Below are 14492 nucleotides of genomic sequence, written 5' to 3' on the forward strand. Positions count from 1 at the left end.
TTCCATCGACAGTGACGACGCGGTGTTCGCAAGCGCCAGTCCCGGAGGTCTGATGAAAGTTTCAGCCCGCCACAGGGCGAGTATCAAGGACACAGCGCGGCACCCCATGCAGGACACGGCGTGGCGTGCAACGCGCGGCGCCGCGCAGGCCACGCGCGGCTGCGTTCGTGGTGCGCGTCGCGCGCTCATGGCACTGGCCGCCTTCGGCGCGGCGTCGCTGACCTGCTCCGCGTACGCGGACGAACTCACCGGCACGCTGAAGAAAATTCACGATGATGGCGTGGTCGTGCTCGGCGTGCGTGAAGCGTCGATCCCCTTTTCCTATTTCGACGGCAAAGGCACGGTCGGCTACTCGCAGACCATCGCGCTGCAGATCGTGGACGAGATCAAGAAAACGCTCGGCATGCCGCAACTGAAGGTGCGCGAGATCACCGTGACCTCGTCGAACCGTACGCCGATGTTGCTCAACAACCAGATCGATCTGGAGTGCGGGTCGACCACGCACACGGTGGAACGCGAAAATCTGGCTGCGTTCTCCAACAGTTTCTTCCAGTACGCGGTGCGCATGATCGCGCGCAAAAACAGCGGCATTACGGATTTTCAGGATCTGGCCGGCAAGGCGGTCGTAACGACCGCGGGCACCTCGGATGAGCGCCTGCTGCGTCGCCTGAATACCGACAAGCATCTGAACATGCGCATCACCAGTGCCCGGGATCATCCCGAGGCGTTCGGCGCGCTCAAGGACGATCGGGCCGTGGCCTTCGTGATGGACGAGCCGATCGTGTACGGTTTCAAAGCGACCGACCCGCGTCCGGACGACTTCGTGGTGACCGGCACGCCGCTTGGCTATGAAGTTTACGCGTGCATGTTCCGCAAGGGCGATGAACCGTTCCGCAGCCTCGTGAACGGGGTGATCGCACGCGGTCAGACTTCCGGCGAAGCGGAACGTCTGTACAAGCAGTGGTTCACGCAACCCATTCCGCCGCACGGTATCAATCTGAATTTTCCGCTGTCGGAGCAGAACCGCGCCCTCTTCGCGCATCCCAACGATCGCGCGCTCGACTGAACGTCAGGCGGCCTGCGCACTCGCCCGCCTCGCCAACCTCGCCACTAGAGCGACCGGTGCAATTCCGCGAGTGACAGCGTGGTCTGAAAGAGCCGCGTGAGACTGCGGCTCGCATACTTGTCGACCTCGTCCGGCGAGGTCCAGCGGTAGGCATCCATTTCCGGAATCAGCGTGCCGTCATAGCGGCGCGGAAAAAGCGACGTGCAGGTGCATACGCTCAGATCGAGTTCGTCGACGGTAGCGCGCGCGCCGAACAGATGCAGATCCTTGTCGCGCCGGTAGACGAACAGACCGAGGTCTTTCAGACGCGCGGGCTCGATGGCGATACCGGTCTCCTCGACCATCTCGCGCAACGCCGTGACATGCGGCGCCTCGCCTTCTTCGCCGTGCCCTTTCGGAATATCCCAGTGCGATGTCTCGGTGGCATGCGCGAGCAGCACGCGGCCATCCGGATCAAGCAACACGATGCCGCACGAGATCACCCGCGCGCTCATCGCGCCCCCGCTTCACGCGAGCACACACACCAGCGCACACGCACATGCGGGACTTCCAGCCGCGCCGGCAGCAAGCGGACACGCGCCGCCATGACGGCCTGCATGCTCAATGCTTTTTCTGCAGTTGCCAGGTGCCGCTGCCCTGCTTGCAGAACTGCGGGCGCAGGCTCATGGACTGTCCCTTCGCATTGAGGACGACGCCGACATCACGGCAGGTGCGTTCGCCATCTTTGGCCGTGCTGGCAACCGTTATCGCTGCGTCGATCTTTACGCTGTTGCCCGTGCCTTCATTGACCCAGTTCGTGGTTTCGCCGTCCTGCTTGTCGTTGAGGGCGGAGAAGACCGCCTTTTTGACCGAGTCGATGTCGCGTTGCTTCATATAGGTGAGCGGCGTGTCGTTCAGAAAGCCGAGGTTCGCTGCGTGCGCGCCGATCGCGCCACCGAGCAACACACTAGCGGCGGTCAGGTGACACAGCACACGGGTTCGCATCGACATGAAGGGTTCTCCTCGAAAGTGTTCGGACGGTCTCGCGCACGCTCACGGCGTCTCGCGATCTGGACCTCAAGAGCATAGCATGGCGCCTCTGAAGTGACCGTGCGAAACGGCTGAGCTGTGAACCAGCACAAACGCCCGAGACGTGAGCCTGCGGCGCGCGCCGCTCCCCGAGTCACGCGTTGGCGCCTGCGGCGGCCTCACGCAATTTTAGGACGCGTCCCATTCCGAATAGTACGACCCATTCTTAAGATGGCTTGTCGCGCTTTCGCGGCAATCCGAAACCCGCCCCGGCCACCTCGCCATGCACATCCTGTCCACTCTGGAAATCTTCGCTGCCGCGCTGGCGCTGCTGTGCCTCGCGCTCGTGCCGGTTGCTATTCGCCGCGATCCGGGACTTGCGCGGCGCATCGTGCGGATGGACGCGCTGCCTCGCGCCCGCTGGCCCAATCTGCTGACGCGCGCGGGCATCGCTTGCCTGCTCATGTCGTTCGCCTGGCTGCTCGTCGGCTGCTATTACATGCTGGCGAGCGCAGGCGATTAAGACTGCACTGAGCGGCTGACTACGCGAGCAATCGCAGCCCTTGCACCACCTGCATCCACGTCTTGCTTCACTTCGCGGCCACTGAACTGACCGTCCCGCCACCCGCGCTATACCCGTCCGTCAGCGTATTCAAAAACGCGACCACGTCCTTGATTTCAGCCTCGTCGAGCGCCGGCTTGTCGCCCGGTTTGCGGTCGAACGGCGCCTCGGTATTCAGATTGGCCCAGTATTGCTGCGGCAGATCGTCGAACTTCTGCACCTTGCCTTTCGACACCGGATAGAACTTCTCGGGGTTCGTGTCGCGCTGCGCATAGAAGCGCACCACCTGATCGAGCGAATGATAGATGCCGTTGTGGAAGAAGCTCTTCTTCAACGCCACATTGCGCAGCGTCGGTGTGCGGAAAATGCCGCAAAATTCGGCGCGGCCCTTCAGATCGGTGCGCTCCGGACCGCACGCGCCGAGGTCATAGAAATGCGGATCGCGATTCACGGGCAGCGTGCGATTACGCGGCACGCCGATCGCGATCAAACCGAAGTCGCTGAACTGCGGTGGCGCGCCGTCTTTAGTGCGCTGGCTAATGTGGCAGCTTGCACAATTGCCTTTATTTTCGTCGTTGAAGAGCTGCAGTCCGCGAAGTTCGGCTTGCGTCAACGGTGCCTTGCCGGCGAGATACGCGTCGTACTTGCTGGTGTACGGATAGAAAGTTTCGGGCGTCTGCTCGAAGGTTTCGAGCGCTTGCAGCACGGCTTTGAAGGTGGCGTCGTCGCTATCGAAAACGTGTTCGCCGAAGGCCGCGCGGAAAGCGCCGGCATACGGCGCGGCCTTGACCGCCGCCGTGACCCTGGCCGGCGTGCTGCCCATTTCGAACGACGACAGCAACGGAATGCGCGCCTGGTCAGCGCCACGGTCCACGCGGCCATCCCAGGTCAGGCCGCCCGTCGGCCCCGCGTCCACGCTTTCGTCGCCCTCGTCGTCGGACTCGTGATAGTGCTCGGCGAACGCCGGCACCGATTGCAGATACTTCAGCGTCGGCGCGGCGCGCATGCCGGTGCGGTGCATATCGCTGCCGCCCAGTTGCACCGACAACGCATTGGCCGGCGAGAACCCATGGTCCGGACTGTGGCACGACGCGCAAGCGAGCTTGCCGGAGCCGGAGAGCGACGCATCGAAAAACAGCTGCTTACCGAGGGCTGTCATCTGCCGCACCGACTCATAGACCTGCGCGCGCGACTGGCCCGCCTCATGGCCGGCGACCCGCACAGCCGACGCCGCAACCGGCCCGGACGAATGGGACGATGCGCCCGCGCCAGCGCTCGCCGCTTCACTCGCGATGGCCGCGGTCCCCGGCGCACCCGCGTCACACGCGGCAAGGGTCATGGTCATGGCGGTCAGCGCGAGCGCCGCGGCGAGCCGCACGCGCCTCGGCGCGAGTCCGGCAGTACGCCGCGCCACGCCTCCAGCCATTATTTTTCGAATCCCCGACAGACCTGGCCGCATATGAAAGATGTGAGTTCGCGATAGTGAAGTCCGCGAGCGTATTTCATCCGCATGTCGATTAAATGACATGTAGCCGACGGAATTTCCCAAAGCAGAGGCGATTCGTAATCAATTACATCTTTCTGTCAAATTGCCTTGCCAAACTTTCGCCGGCGGCCATCCGTGTAAGGAGTGCACGTGGCCCGCCCCCAACGCGAGAGAGAAACCACATCAAATGAACAAGAAACTGATCTGTGCGACGCCTATCGCGATCGCAGCAGCGTTGAGCCTGTATGCATGCGGCGGCAGTGAAGTCACGCAACCGGACATCACCTCGATCAAGACGGTCGTGGTGATTTACGCGGAAAACCGCAGCTTCGACAACCTGTACGGCAACTTCCCGGGCGCGAACGGTTTGCAGAACGTGACGGCGGCAAGCGCCACGCAGGTGGACCGCAACGGCACGACGCTCGCGACGCTGCCGCAGGTGTGGAACGGCCTCACGCAAACCGGCGTGACGCCGGTGGTGACACAGGCCATGACGGCAAATCTGCCGAACAGTCCGTTCGCGATCGACGATCCGAACGGTTTCAACACGCCGATCACGGCCACCACGCGCGACCTGTATCACCGCTTCTACGAGAACCAGATGCAGATCGACGGCGGCAAGAACGACAAGTTCGCCGCGTGGGCGGATTCGGGCGGTCTCGTGATGGGCCACTACTCGCTCAATGCCGACAAGCTGCCGCTTTGGAAGATCGCGCAACAGTACACGCTGGCCGACAACTTCTTCATGGGCGCGTTCGGCGGCTCGTTCCTGAACCACCAGTGGCTCGTGTGCGCGTGCACGCCGACCTATCCGAACGCGGACAAGAGCCCGGCGGCCGGCTCGATCTCGTCGGTGGAAAGCGACGGCGTCACGCTGAAGGTCGCGGCCAACTCGCCGGCTTCGGCGTTGAGCGGCCCGCCCAAATACGTGAATTCAGGCAACCTCACGCCTGACTTCTACGCGATCAACACGATGCAGCCGCCGTATCAGCCGAGCGGCAACAAGGCGGCGTCGGGCGGCGACAAGAATCTCGCCGATCCGTCCGCGGCGACCACCCTGCCGGCGCAGACGCAGCAGCACATCGGCGATCTGCTGAACAACGCGAAGGTGTCGTGGGCATGGTACGGCGGCGCGTGGGGTGCGGCGGTGTCGGCGGCGCAAACCGGCACCTCGAACGTGATCTACGGCGCGAATCTGTCGGCGCCGAACTTCCAGCCGCATCACCAGCCGTTCAACTATTTCGCCGACCTCGCGCCGGGTAGCGCGAACCGCGCGCAGCATCTGCTCGACGGCGGCCTGGGCGGTTCGGAGTTCATCAAGGCGATCGACAGCGGCACGCTTCCGCAAGTGTCGTTCTACAAGCCGCAGGGCAACCTGAACGAACACCCGGGCTATACGGACGTCGCGTCGGGCGACCAGCACATCGCCGACGTGATTTCGCATCTGCAGAAGAGCCCGCAGTGGAACAACATGGTGGTCGTCGTGACGTACGACGAAAACGGCGGCTTCTGGGATCACGTGGCGCCGCCGAAAGCCGACCGCTGGGGTCCGGGCACGCGTATTCCGGCGCTGATCATCTCGCCGTACGCGAAGAAGGGTTATGTCGACCACACGCAGTACGACACCACCTCGATCCTGCGTTTCATCACGCACCGCTTCTCGCTGCCGACGCTGCCGGGCATCGCGGCGCGCGACGCGGCGCTCGTGAGCAACGGCAGCAAGCCGATGGGCGATCTCACGGCCGCGCTGAACATCCGGCCATGAGCGAACGGCCGAACGCGTCCGATACCACGCGGACGACGTTGAGCATCAAGCAACAGTCCGCCGGACGGTGAGACTTTGAGGGGCAGCTTCGGCTGCCCTTTTTTTATGCCTGCCGCACGGAGTGCGACGCGTTTTCACGAGCGGCGTATGCTTCGACGCAAGACGCGATCGCTTCGCCTCGCCGATGACGGCTCGACATGCTTCGCAATGCATGGCGGGCTTGCCCACTCACTCAGGAGTTCGACAGCATGACTGGAAGAACCATCAAGGTACCCGGCCCCGACCATCCGATTACGGTCGAACCAGCGAAGGCGCGCGTGGTCGTGACCGTAGCCGGCAAGGTGATCGCCGATACGCACAATGCGCTGGTGCTGCGTGAAGCGTCGTATCCGGCGGTGTATTACATTCCGCGCAACGACGTCGAGATGACGCTGCTCGCGCGCACCGACCACGCAACCTACTGCCCGTACAAGGGCGATTGCGCGTACTACAGCATTCCGCTTGGCGGCGAGCGGACGGTGAACGCGGTGTGGACTTACGAGTCGCCGTATGCGGCGGTGAAAGAGATCGCGCAGCATCTCGCGTTCTATCCAGACCGCGTGGACTCGATCGATGTGAAAGCGGCCGGTTGAGAACGGCGCGGCGAGGCAGCAGCAATGAGCGACGCACGCTCGCCGCGCACCTGCACGGGCAGCGGCACGCCGCGCGGCGTGAGCACTCGCAAACATGAAAAGTACGGCAGGAGGGACTCGAACCCCCCACCCTCGGCTTAGAAGGCCGATGCTCTATCCAGCTGAGCTACTGCCGTATTGACGTGAGGCGATGCAACTACGCACAGCATGCATCGCCCGCAATGAGAACCCGCTCTCGGGCATTGGACGCTGTGCCCCGACAAGCCACAGAGTTCGTGGAATACCGAAATTCTAACTGACCGTGCCCGAGACGGGAAATCTGAGCTCGCGCGGGACAGAGTTCCGCGAGCCGGCCCGAGCGCCGTGGCAAGCCATAATAAGCCATCAAACAAACGGGCCCGGCAGGTTGAGCCGGGCCCGGATTATAACCGATCGCTCCCTGCCCGCCAGCACGCAACGGACACGGCGAACACAATCAGACCGGTTGCGGATTCAGCAGGAACCAGCCGAGGAACACGATACCGGCAATCACGCAATACACGCCGAACGAAGCCAGACGACCGCGGCCTTCGAAATAGCGCATCAGGAAACGCACGCTGAGGTACGCGGCGATCGCCGTCAGCACGCCGCCAAGCAACGCGTCCGCGAGCTGGCCCGGCGCGTGGAACAGCTTCGGCAGTTCGAGCACGCCGGCCGCGAAGATGATCGGCGTGCCGAGCAGGAACGAAAACTCCGCGGCCTTCTCCGCCGTCAGGCCGGCCGCATTACCGGCGATCATCGTCAGGCCGCTGCGCGAAAAACCTGGAATCAGCGCGCCGATCTGCGCCAGACCCACGAAAAACGCCTGACCGAAACTCAGCTTCTCCGGCGCCTGATGCGTCCGCGTACGCTGCAGGCGGTCGCCGAACCACAGCAGCACACCGTTGACGATCAGCGCGATCGCCACGATCCGCAAGTCGTGGAAAATCCGCTCGAGCCGCTTTTCCAGCAGTAGGCCGACGAGACCCGCCGGAATCGTGCCGATGATGAGCGCCCACATCATGTGCGCGTCGTCGTTACGGCGGCCACCGAACGACGCAAAGAAACCGCGCACCAGCGCACACCAGCGTTTGCGGAAATACCACAGCAGCGCGAACGCCGTGCCGAGATGCAGCGCGACGAGGAACGGCAGCAGTTGCGGCGCGTGTTTGTCGATATGCATACCGAACAGCGCGGGCACGAGCAGCGTATGGCCGAGGCTGCTCACCGGAAACAGTTCGGTGACGCCTTGCAGCACGCTCAGGAAGATCAGAAACGACAGGTTCACGCGGCGGATCCTTGTAAGGAAAATGTCGGGGACTAGCGCGCCGGATAAGGCTCTGCGGGCGCGTCAAAGGCGCACCGATTATGCCTGGCTGCAATGTCAGAGCCAAGCGTTTGAGCCGCATTCGGAGAAATATTGTGCGCCGCGTCACAACTCGAAACCGTTGTTACGGGCCTGAAAAAGAATGGGCACCGTGGGAAGGCTGCCCTATGTCACTAGCGTGAACGTCATGACAGCCGGCGGACCAACCGTCCGCGAGCCGCGCTTTGACGGCGAAACAAGAAGGTAATCCGGAGCGCTCGAATCAGCGTTCGAGTTTGTAGAAGAAGTAGACCGTGCTTGCCGCGAACATGCCGAATAAAGCCACACCCATTGCCATTGCGAGATCCATACAGCCTCCTGAGCCGATCTTGCCGGGTCGTCGAAGTTACCCGGGAGTCAGACGAATTATCAGAAGGATGCCCTTGCGGCGACACCCGCAATTTCCCCAGAAGGGTTTCCCCGTAGCGGAAAGCAGCGCAAAATCATTCCTTTCGTGAGCCGCCGCGCGGCGATTTCCGATGTTCACCGCCGCTCGCAAGCCGCGCTTGCGCGGCCTTCGGCTCACCACTGTCCGCCCTCAAACCCTTACCCATCAGCCCATCGACCATGCCCCTCTCCCCGCAACAGGACATTCTCGAGATCGACCAGGACGACTCCGTGCTCCGTTTCGCGCCGCAAGCCGGCGGCCGCCTCATGTCGTGGACGATCGACGGCGAAGAAGTCATCCATTGGCCGGAGCACGCCGACTGGAGCCAGCCCGCGCGGATTCGCGGCGGCAATCCGTTGCTGTTCCCGTTTCTCGGCCGGCACAGGGTCGACGGCAAGATCGGTTTCTGGCGTGACGCCAAAGGCACGGTGCGCGAACTGCCGATGCACGGCTTTGCCCGCGACCTCCCATTCGAAGCCCACGCCGACGTGCATGGCGCGGGACTGCGCATGATCCTCACCGATAGCAAGGCAACCCGTCACGGCTATCCATTCGGCTTCCGCTTCGAGGCCGCCTACAGCCTCGCGGATGCGCGCACGCTCGACGTCACCTTCACCACCACCAATACCGGCGACGCGCGTCTGCCCTACTACGCCGGCCATCACTTCTACTTCACGCTGCCGCACACGCAGCGCGCCGAGACCTCGCTGGAGCTGCCGCGCACCGAACGGCGCTATCAGCAGGACGACGGGTCGATCAGCGCCGCCGAGGCTGGCGAAGCGCGCTACACGCTCGACGAGGCACGCATTCATGACCGCTTCCATTGCCTCACTGGGACGCCGGATCAGCCGGTGCGGCTCATCGCGCCGGGTCTGGACCGGCTCGTCACGATCGACCTGCAACGGCCGGGCTCGGTGCCGTGGTACGCCGTGACGACGTGGACCGAAGCCGCGGAGTCGGACTTCTACTGCGTCGAACCGTGGCTCGGTCTGCCGGACGCGATTCACAACGGGATGGGCTTGCGCTGGCTCGAACCGGGTCAGACGGAGGTCGCGGCGCTGCGAATCACCGTCACCAGGCTGGGTTGATCGCGGCAATTTCACCCAGAGGCTCGCGGACGGATTTGAAGCGGGGTTTGCTTCCAGCTTTAACCCCTGCTTTTGCCTCGACCGTCGCTACATTTCACCGCACGCCGGCCCGCGCGAGCCGCCCGCGTTGCCCGCTTTTCGCGTGTTGCAGCGCAAAACCGTTAGAATCGGACGCTTTGTATCCACCTGCCGCGTGATCGGGATCGGCGCGCGGCAGCGCTTTGCGAGGTCCAATGCGTAACACAACAAGAATGATGAAGCAGCTCGTCGGTGCGTCGCTGGTGGCTTTGCTCACCGCATGCGGGTCGGCGCCGGTGGGACCGGGCTTCTATCGGGTGGAACAGGGCGATACGCTGTCGAAGATCGCGCGCAGTAACCGGCAATCGGTGCAAAGCATCGTGCGCTGGAACAATTTGACCAATCCGGACAGCATCGAGGTCGGCCAGGTGCTGCGCGTCGCGCCGCCGGGCGGCGCCGCATCGACCAGTGGCGCCGTGCGCAGCAGCGGAAACGGCAGCGCGTCTTCGCCGGCTCCGCGCCCGGCGCCCGCGGACAGTTCGCCGTCCGCCGCGCCGGCTTCGACCATCTCGCTGGTATGGCCAGCCGACGGCACGGTCATCCGCCGTTTCGACGGCAGCAATTCGAAGGGCATCGATATTTCGGCGGCAGCGGGCACGCCCGTGATCGCCGCGGCGCCCGGCACGGTGGTCTACGCAGGCAATGGTTTGCGCGGCTACGGCAATCTGCTGATTCTGAAACACAATGCCGAGTATCTGACCGCCTATGCGCACAACCGTGTGCTGCTGGTGAAGGAAGGCCAATCGGTCACGCGCGGCGAGAAAATTGCCGAGATGGGCGACACCGATACCGACCGTGTCATGCTGCATTTCGAGCTGCGCTATCAGGGGCGTTCGATCGACCCTTCGCGGGCGCTGCCGCCTCGCTAGAGGGCGGACGCAAGCGCGGACTGGCGGACGGTTTCGCCAGTCCCGATCCGGACTGTGCCGATCATGTATGCGCCTCTGGCGCTCACTCGGTCCCGTATCTGGCACGCGCCGTGCAATGCGGCCAGGGGAACCCGGCGTGCTATAAAACGCCCAATCAGGACACGACGTGGCCTCGCTTCACGTCTTTTTCGGTCATTTGTAAGGAACCTCTATGAAGAGCGCATTTGCGTCCGTCGCGACGGCTGCGGCGATCGGTCTCGGCGTGCTGACGCTCGGCGGCCTCGGCGGCTGCTCCAGCACCACCACCATGACCTACCTGCCGAGCGGCGACACCGGCTTTGCAATCAATTGCAGCGGCAGCGACGCAAGCTCGAGCTGGGCCGAGTGCTACAAACGCGCGGGTGAAGTCTGCGGCAACTATGGCTACGACGTCGTTTCGAAAGATGTCGACAACGGCGCGACCTCGGGCGGAACGGTGGGCGGTATTTTTGGCGCGAACGTGAAAAATCGCTCGATGGTGGTTCGCTGCAAGCAATAACGACAACCCACGACAACCCACGACAACGCACGGCAACGCGCCAGCCGCCACGCGGGCGGCCGCTGCGATTAGCGGCGGCGCCAGCGTCCTGAGCGCGGGTCGATGCGCGCGGCGAAGGCGACCAGCACGCCGAGCGCGATCGGCCAGATGCCAAGAAAGATGAGTAGCGCGGTCATACTCAGGAAAGAAAAAGTAAGGTTTCATGATCCGCCGTTGATATGAAACCGCAGTGACCCGCACGTGAATCCCACGAAAAAAAAGCCCGGCACGAGGCCGGGCTAACGGGGGTTCGGCGCATATCGGCAAAGGACCGGTTCACCATGCGCCAGAACGAAATCTAACAACCCGCTTTTACAAGCGCAATATATTAATTGCGCATGCAATGTGATACGGCGTACGGATTCCGCGCTACGTGAACTAAACAAGTCGGAAATAAACAGGCTTAATACGCCCAGCGTTTCAACTGAAACGCCAGCAGTGCCGCGCCGTAAAGCCCACGCAAAACTCTCGGATTGCCCGGCGCACCGCGCGGCGCTGGAATCCGCCTGAACCGGCCTGCTAAAAGGCTGAAGAAAGGCCACTGGCGGATTTCGGCTAATCCATTCAGCATATTTCGGACGCTTTGCGTCTTGCGTAGCTTTAGTGCGCCAACGCACTCTTTCTGACAATCAATGAAAATCGGGAGGACATTCACCGCCTCAATAAATCAGCTGATTTCTTCACCACACATTCGCGAATGGCGAATATATAGAGATCGGTTAATCCACCGACAAATTGCGATGCCCAAAATCGACTCACATTAATGAGTCGATCAAACAAATCATAAGTAGCGGCATCGAATCGTTCAAGCTGGCCGAATGGCTAAAATCGGCCGGCTGGAGTTCCGTGCCTAGATGACGCGCAAGCCCAGTTCGGTGACGAGCACGGCCGCCTGGGCATGCGAGATCGTCGCGCCCTTGAAGAGCGCTGCGTCGACGAGCCGCACGCCGCTCAGGTCGGCTTCGCGCAAGTCCGCGCCGTCGAAGCGCGCGCCCTTCAGATGCGCGTCCTTCAGGCTACCGCCGTCGAAAATCGCTTCGCGGAAATCGACCCCGGCGAGATCGGCGTCGGAGAAATCGAGCTGATGCAGGGTGGCTTTGCGAAACGACAGGCCGCGCAAGTGCGCGCCGACCAGCAGGGTTTCGACAAAGCTCAAGCCGAGCGCCGCGCACGCTTCAAAATTGGCGCCGGTCAGCTTGCAGCTGTGAAACGACGCCGAAGCCAGCTTGGCGCGCCGCCAACTGGTGTTGTTCAGGTCACTCGACTGAAACTGCGCGTCGACCAGATCGGCTGACGCGAAATCCGCCTCGCGGCCGCGGCAACGGACCCAGCGGGTATGCGAGAGCGTCGCGCCGAAAAACGAGGTTTCGACGATCGTGCAGCGATGAAACTCGGCGCCGCGCAGGTCGAGTCGTGACAGATCCACACCTTCGAAATCGCAGCCGGTGAAATGAAGCGGCGTCTTGTTGCCGGCGCCGCTCGCCGCGATGAGTTGCTCGACCTCGGCACGCGTGAGCGTCGCGTCGGTCACGATATGCGCTTGCGCGCCCGCAGCCGGCGCCGTTGAATCCAGTGACATGAAGGTTAGAATCGATTTCGAAAGACCGCTAGCCTACCGGAACGCGGGGCCCGCTGGCGGCCCGCACCGACGGTTTATAGTAACGACCCCGTCAAATCCCGCTTACGATGACTTCCAACGACGCCACCCATAGCCCGCTGTACGCCAAGCTGCTCGCCGAAACCGCCAAGATCGGCTGGCCCGAACTCGAACGCTTTTTTGCGCGCGGCATGCTGCTGCGCGTCGTGCGCGACCTCGACCTGGTGAGCGTTGCCGAAGCCATCGCCAGCGACGACACCACGCAGGTGACGCAATGGCTGTCCGCGGGCCTCGTCGAGCGCGTGCAGGCGGAAACCGCCGCCGATTTCGCCGCGCGCGACCCGGACCTCTGGGCGGTGGTCGTCTCGCCTTGGGTGTGCGTGCAGGAACGCAATTGAGCAATGCCGCGCGCGGCGCGGACCCGTCGGCAGCAGCGCCCGCCGTTCCCATCCACTGGCACCGCCGGGTGCTGGCGCTGGCGTTTCCCATTGTCCTTGCGAATCTGACGCAGCCGATTCTCGGTGCGGTCGACACCGCTGTCGCCGGCCATCTGGACGGCGCGTCGTATCTCGGCGGCGTGGCGCTCGGCGGGCTCTTTTTCAACTTCGTGTTCTGGGGTTTCGGCTTCCTGCGCATGGGCACCACGGGTCTGGTCGCGCAATCGCACGGCGCGAACGACTCCGCCGAACTGCGCAACAACGTCGTGCGCGCGCTGTTGCTGGCAGCCGCGATCGGCGCCACGGTGCTGGCGCTGCAATTGCCGCTGATCGACTACGCCTTACGCGTGATCGGCGGCAGCGACGCGGTGCAACGCAATGCCCGGCTCTATTGCCACGCGCGTATCTGGGCCGCCCCGCTCGCGCTGGGCAATTACGTGGTGCTCGGCTGGCTGCTCGGCACGCAGCAGGTGCGGCTCGCGTTGCTCTCGCAGGTGTTTATCAACGGCGTGAACATCGCGGCCGTGCTGTTGTACGTGTATGTGTTCGATTGGGGCGTAGCGGGCATCGGCGCGGCCACGGCCACTGCCGACGCACTCGGCTTCGTGCTCGGCGCCGCGCTGTTATGGCACGGCAGGCCGCGCGGCCTGCCCGCGCTGAACCGCGCCGCCCTGTTCGACGCGGCTGCACTCAAGCGGCTGGTGGTGCTCAATCGCGACATCTTCGTGCGCACCTTGTGCCTGCTCTCGTCGTTCGGCTGGTTTGCCCATCTGGGCGCGCGGCAAGGCGACACCACACTCGCCGCCAACGCGCTGCTGCTCAATTTTCAGACCTTCATGGCTTACGGGCTCGACGGCTTTGCGCACGCCGCGGAGGCGCTGGTCGGCGCGGCGATCGGCGCGCGCGACCGCCATGCATTCACGCAGGCGATCAAGGTGGCGGCGCTGTGGTCGGGCCTCGGCGCACTGGGGTTCTCGCTGGTGTATTGGGGCGCGGGCTCGTGGATCGTCGAACGTCTGACCAATCAGGCCGCGGTGCGCGTCACCGCCGAGATGTATCTGCCGTGGGCGGCGCTCTCGCCGGTGGTTTCCGTGTGGGGCTTTCTGCTCGATGGGGTGTTCATCGGTGCGACCCGCACGCGCGAACTCATGATGTCGATGGTGGTGTCGTTCACGCTGTTCGTGGCGGCGTCGTGGGCCTTGCTGGCGCTCTACGGCAATCACGGTTTGTGGGCCGCGATGCTCCTCTTCATGGCGCTGCGCGGCCTCACGCTCGGTCGGTACGTGCCGGGCGTCGTGCGCGGCATGGCGGGTGCGACGGCGTAGGTGGCGTAGGTGGGGTGGTGGCGTGGTGGCTTGCTGGCTTGCTGGCTTGCTGGCTTGCTGGCTTGATCGGCTTGATCGGCTTGATCGGCTCGAAGGGCTTGAGCGGCGTAAGCGGCTTGGCCCAGCTGGCCAGCTTAAGCCCCACTCATTTCGCATCGCGGTAGCCGGTTACGGCTTGAAACAAGCGCACACATATCCGCCGCCACGCGCGCCCTAGAATGATTCCAGCC

Annotated in this window: 14 protein-coding genes and 1 tRNA gene; 9 read left to right on the forward strand and 6 right to left on the reverse strand. The window is 63.5% G+C overall.

Features of this window, described 5'->3' with window-relative positions:
* The first annotated feature begins 52 nt into the window (after positions 1-52).
* On the forward strand, positions 53-1066 hold the full coding sequence (locus P0D71_RS25500; protein ID WP_408482703.1) for a transporter substrate-binding domain-containing protein: 1014 nt from the start codon (positions 53-55) through the stop codon (positions 1064-1066).
* 44 nt (positions 1067-1110) lie between these two features.
* Here P0D71_RS25500 and P0D71_RS25505 read toward each other — a convergent pair whose 3' ends face one another.
* Together P0D71_RS25505 and P0D71_RS25510 are read right to left on the reverse strand one after the other, a co-directional pair.
* Positions 1111-1560 carry an NUDIX hydrolase gene (locus P0D71_RS25505; RefSeq protein ID WP_091792631.1) on the reverse strand — a complete coding sequence of 150 codons (450 nt, stop codon included), beginning with the start codon at positions 1558-1560 and terminating at the stop codon, positions 1111-1113.
* 106 nt (positions 1561-1666) lie between these two features.
* On the reverse strand, positions 1667-2056 hold the full coding sequence (locus P0D71_RS25510; RefSeq protein ID WP_091792630.1) for an RT0821/Lpp0805 family surface protein: 390 nt from the start codon (positions 2054-2056) through the stop codon (positions 1667-1669).
* Between the two features lie 301 nt (positions 2057-2357).
* On the opposite strand from P0D71_RS25510, the gene P0D71_RS25515 reads away from it, so the two are divergent.
* Positions 2358-2597 carry a hypothetical protein gene (locus tag P0D71_RS25515; RefSeq protein WP_091792629.1) on the forward strand — a complete coding sequence of 80 codons (240 nt, stop codon included), beginning with the start codon at positions 2358-2360 and terminating at the stop codon, positions 2595-2597.
* A 67-nt stretch (positions 2598-2664) separates the two neighbouring features.
* Here the strand turns inward: P0D71_RS25515 and P0D71_RS25520 are convergent, their stop codons facing one another.
* A complete protein-coding gene (locus tag P0D71_RS25520; RefSeq protein ID WP_408482705.1) occupies positions 2665-4062 on the reverse strand; it encodes a cytochrome-c peroxidase in 1398 nt (465 codons plus the stop codon).
* Between the two features lie 247 nt (positions 4063-4309).
* Between P0D71_RS25520 and P0D71_RS25525 the strand changes: the two genes are divergently transcribed.
* The gene (locus P0D71_RS25525; RefSeq protein WP_408482706.1) at positions 4310-5887 is read left to right on the forward strand and encodes an acid phosphatase; all 1578 of its coding nucleotides are present in this window, start codon (positions 4310-4312) and stop codon (positions 5885-5887) included.
* A gap of 248 nt (positions 5888-6135) precedes the next feature.
* Positions 6136-6519: a DUF427 domain-containing protein gene (locus tag P0D71_RS25530; protein ID WP_408482708.1), complete on the forward strand. Its 384-nt coding sequence runs from the start codon at positions 6136-6138 to the stop codon at positions 6517-6519.
* A 102-nt stretch (positions 6520-6621) separates the two neighbouring features.
* Here the strand turns inward: P0D71_RS25530 and P0D71_RS25535 are convergent.
* Positions 6622-6695, reverse strand: a tRNA-Arg gene (locus P0D71_RS25535).
* Positions 6696-6994: 299 nt separating this feature from the next.
* A complete protein-coding gene (locus P0D71_RS25540; protein WP_091792625.1) occupies positions 6995-7825 on the reverse strand; it encodes an undecaprenyl-diphosphate phosphatase in 831 nt (276 codons plus the stop codon).
* 645 nt (positions 7826-8470) lie between these two features.
* Between P0D71_RS25540 and P0D71_RS25545 the strand changes: the two genes are divergently transcribed.
* The 3 genes from P0D71_RS25545 to P0D71_RS25555 all read left to right on the forward strand — a co-directional run bounded on the left by P0D71_RS25545 (position 8471) and on the right by P0D71_RS25555 (position 10864).
* On the forward strand, positions 8471-9379 hold the full coding sequence (locus P0D71_RS25545; protein ID WP_408482710.1) for an aldose epimerase family protein: 909 nt from the start codon (positions 8471-8473) through the stop codon (positions 9377-9379).
* Positions 9380-9612: 233 nt separating this feature from the next.
* Complete coding sequence (locus P0D71_RS25550) at positions 9613-10326, forward strand: peptidoglycan DD-metalloendopeptidase family protein (protein WP_408482711.1); 714 nt, start codon at positions 9613-9615, stop codon at positions 10324-10326.
* Positions 10327-10537: 211 nt separating this feature from the next.
* Positions 10538-10864 carry a hypothetical protein gene (locus tag P0D71_RS25555; RefSeq protein ID WP_091792622.1) on the forward strand — a complete coding sequence of 109 codons (327 nt, stop codon included), beginning with the start codon at positions 10538-10540 and terminating at the stop codon, positions 10862-10864.
* Between the two features lie 889 nt (positions 10865-11753).
* Here the strand turns inward: P0D71_RS25555 and P0D71_RS25560 are convergent.
* Complete coding sequence (locus P0D71_RS25560) at positions 11754-12482, reverse strand: pentapeptide repeat-containing protein (protein ID WP_408482713.1); 729 nt, start codon at positions 12480-12482, stop codon at positions 11754-11756.
* Positions 12483-12589: 107 nt separating this feature from the next.
* Here P0D71_RS25560 and P0D71_RS25565 point away from each other — a divergent pair, with 107 nt between their 5' ends.
* A complete protein-coding gene (locus tag P0D71_RS25565; protein WP_091792620.1) occupies positions 12590-12898 on the forward strand; it encodes a DUF2288 domain-containing protein in 309 nt (102 codons plus the stop codon).
* On the forward strand, positions 12895-14262 hold the full coding sequence (locus tag P0D71_RS25570) for an MATE family efflux transporter (protein WP_408482716.1): 1368 nt from the start codon (positions 12895-12897) through the stop codon (positions 14260-14262). The genes P0D71_RS25565 and P0D71_RS25570 overlap by 4 nt, the downstream gene beginning before the upstream one ends.
* The last annotated feature ends 230 nt before the right edge of the window (positions 14263-14492 follow it).

It is taken from the genome of Paraburkholderia sp. RL17-383-BIF-A (assembly GCF_046028015.1).
In the GTDB taxonomy this organism is placed as follows: Bacteria; Pseudomonadota; Gammaproteobacteria; order Burkholderiales; family Burkholderiaceae; genus Paraburkholderia.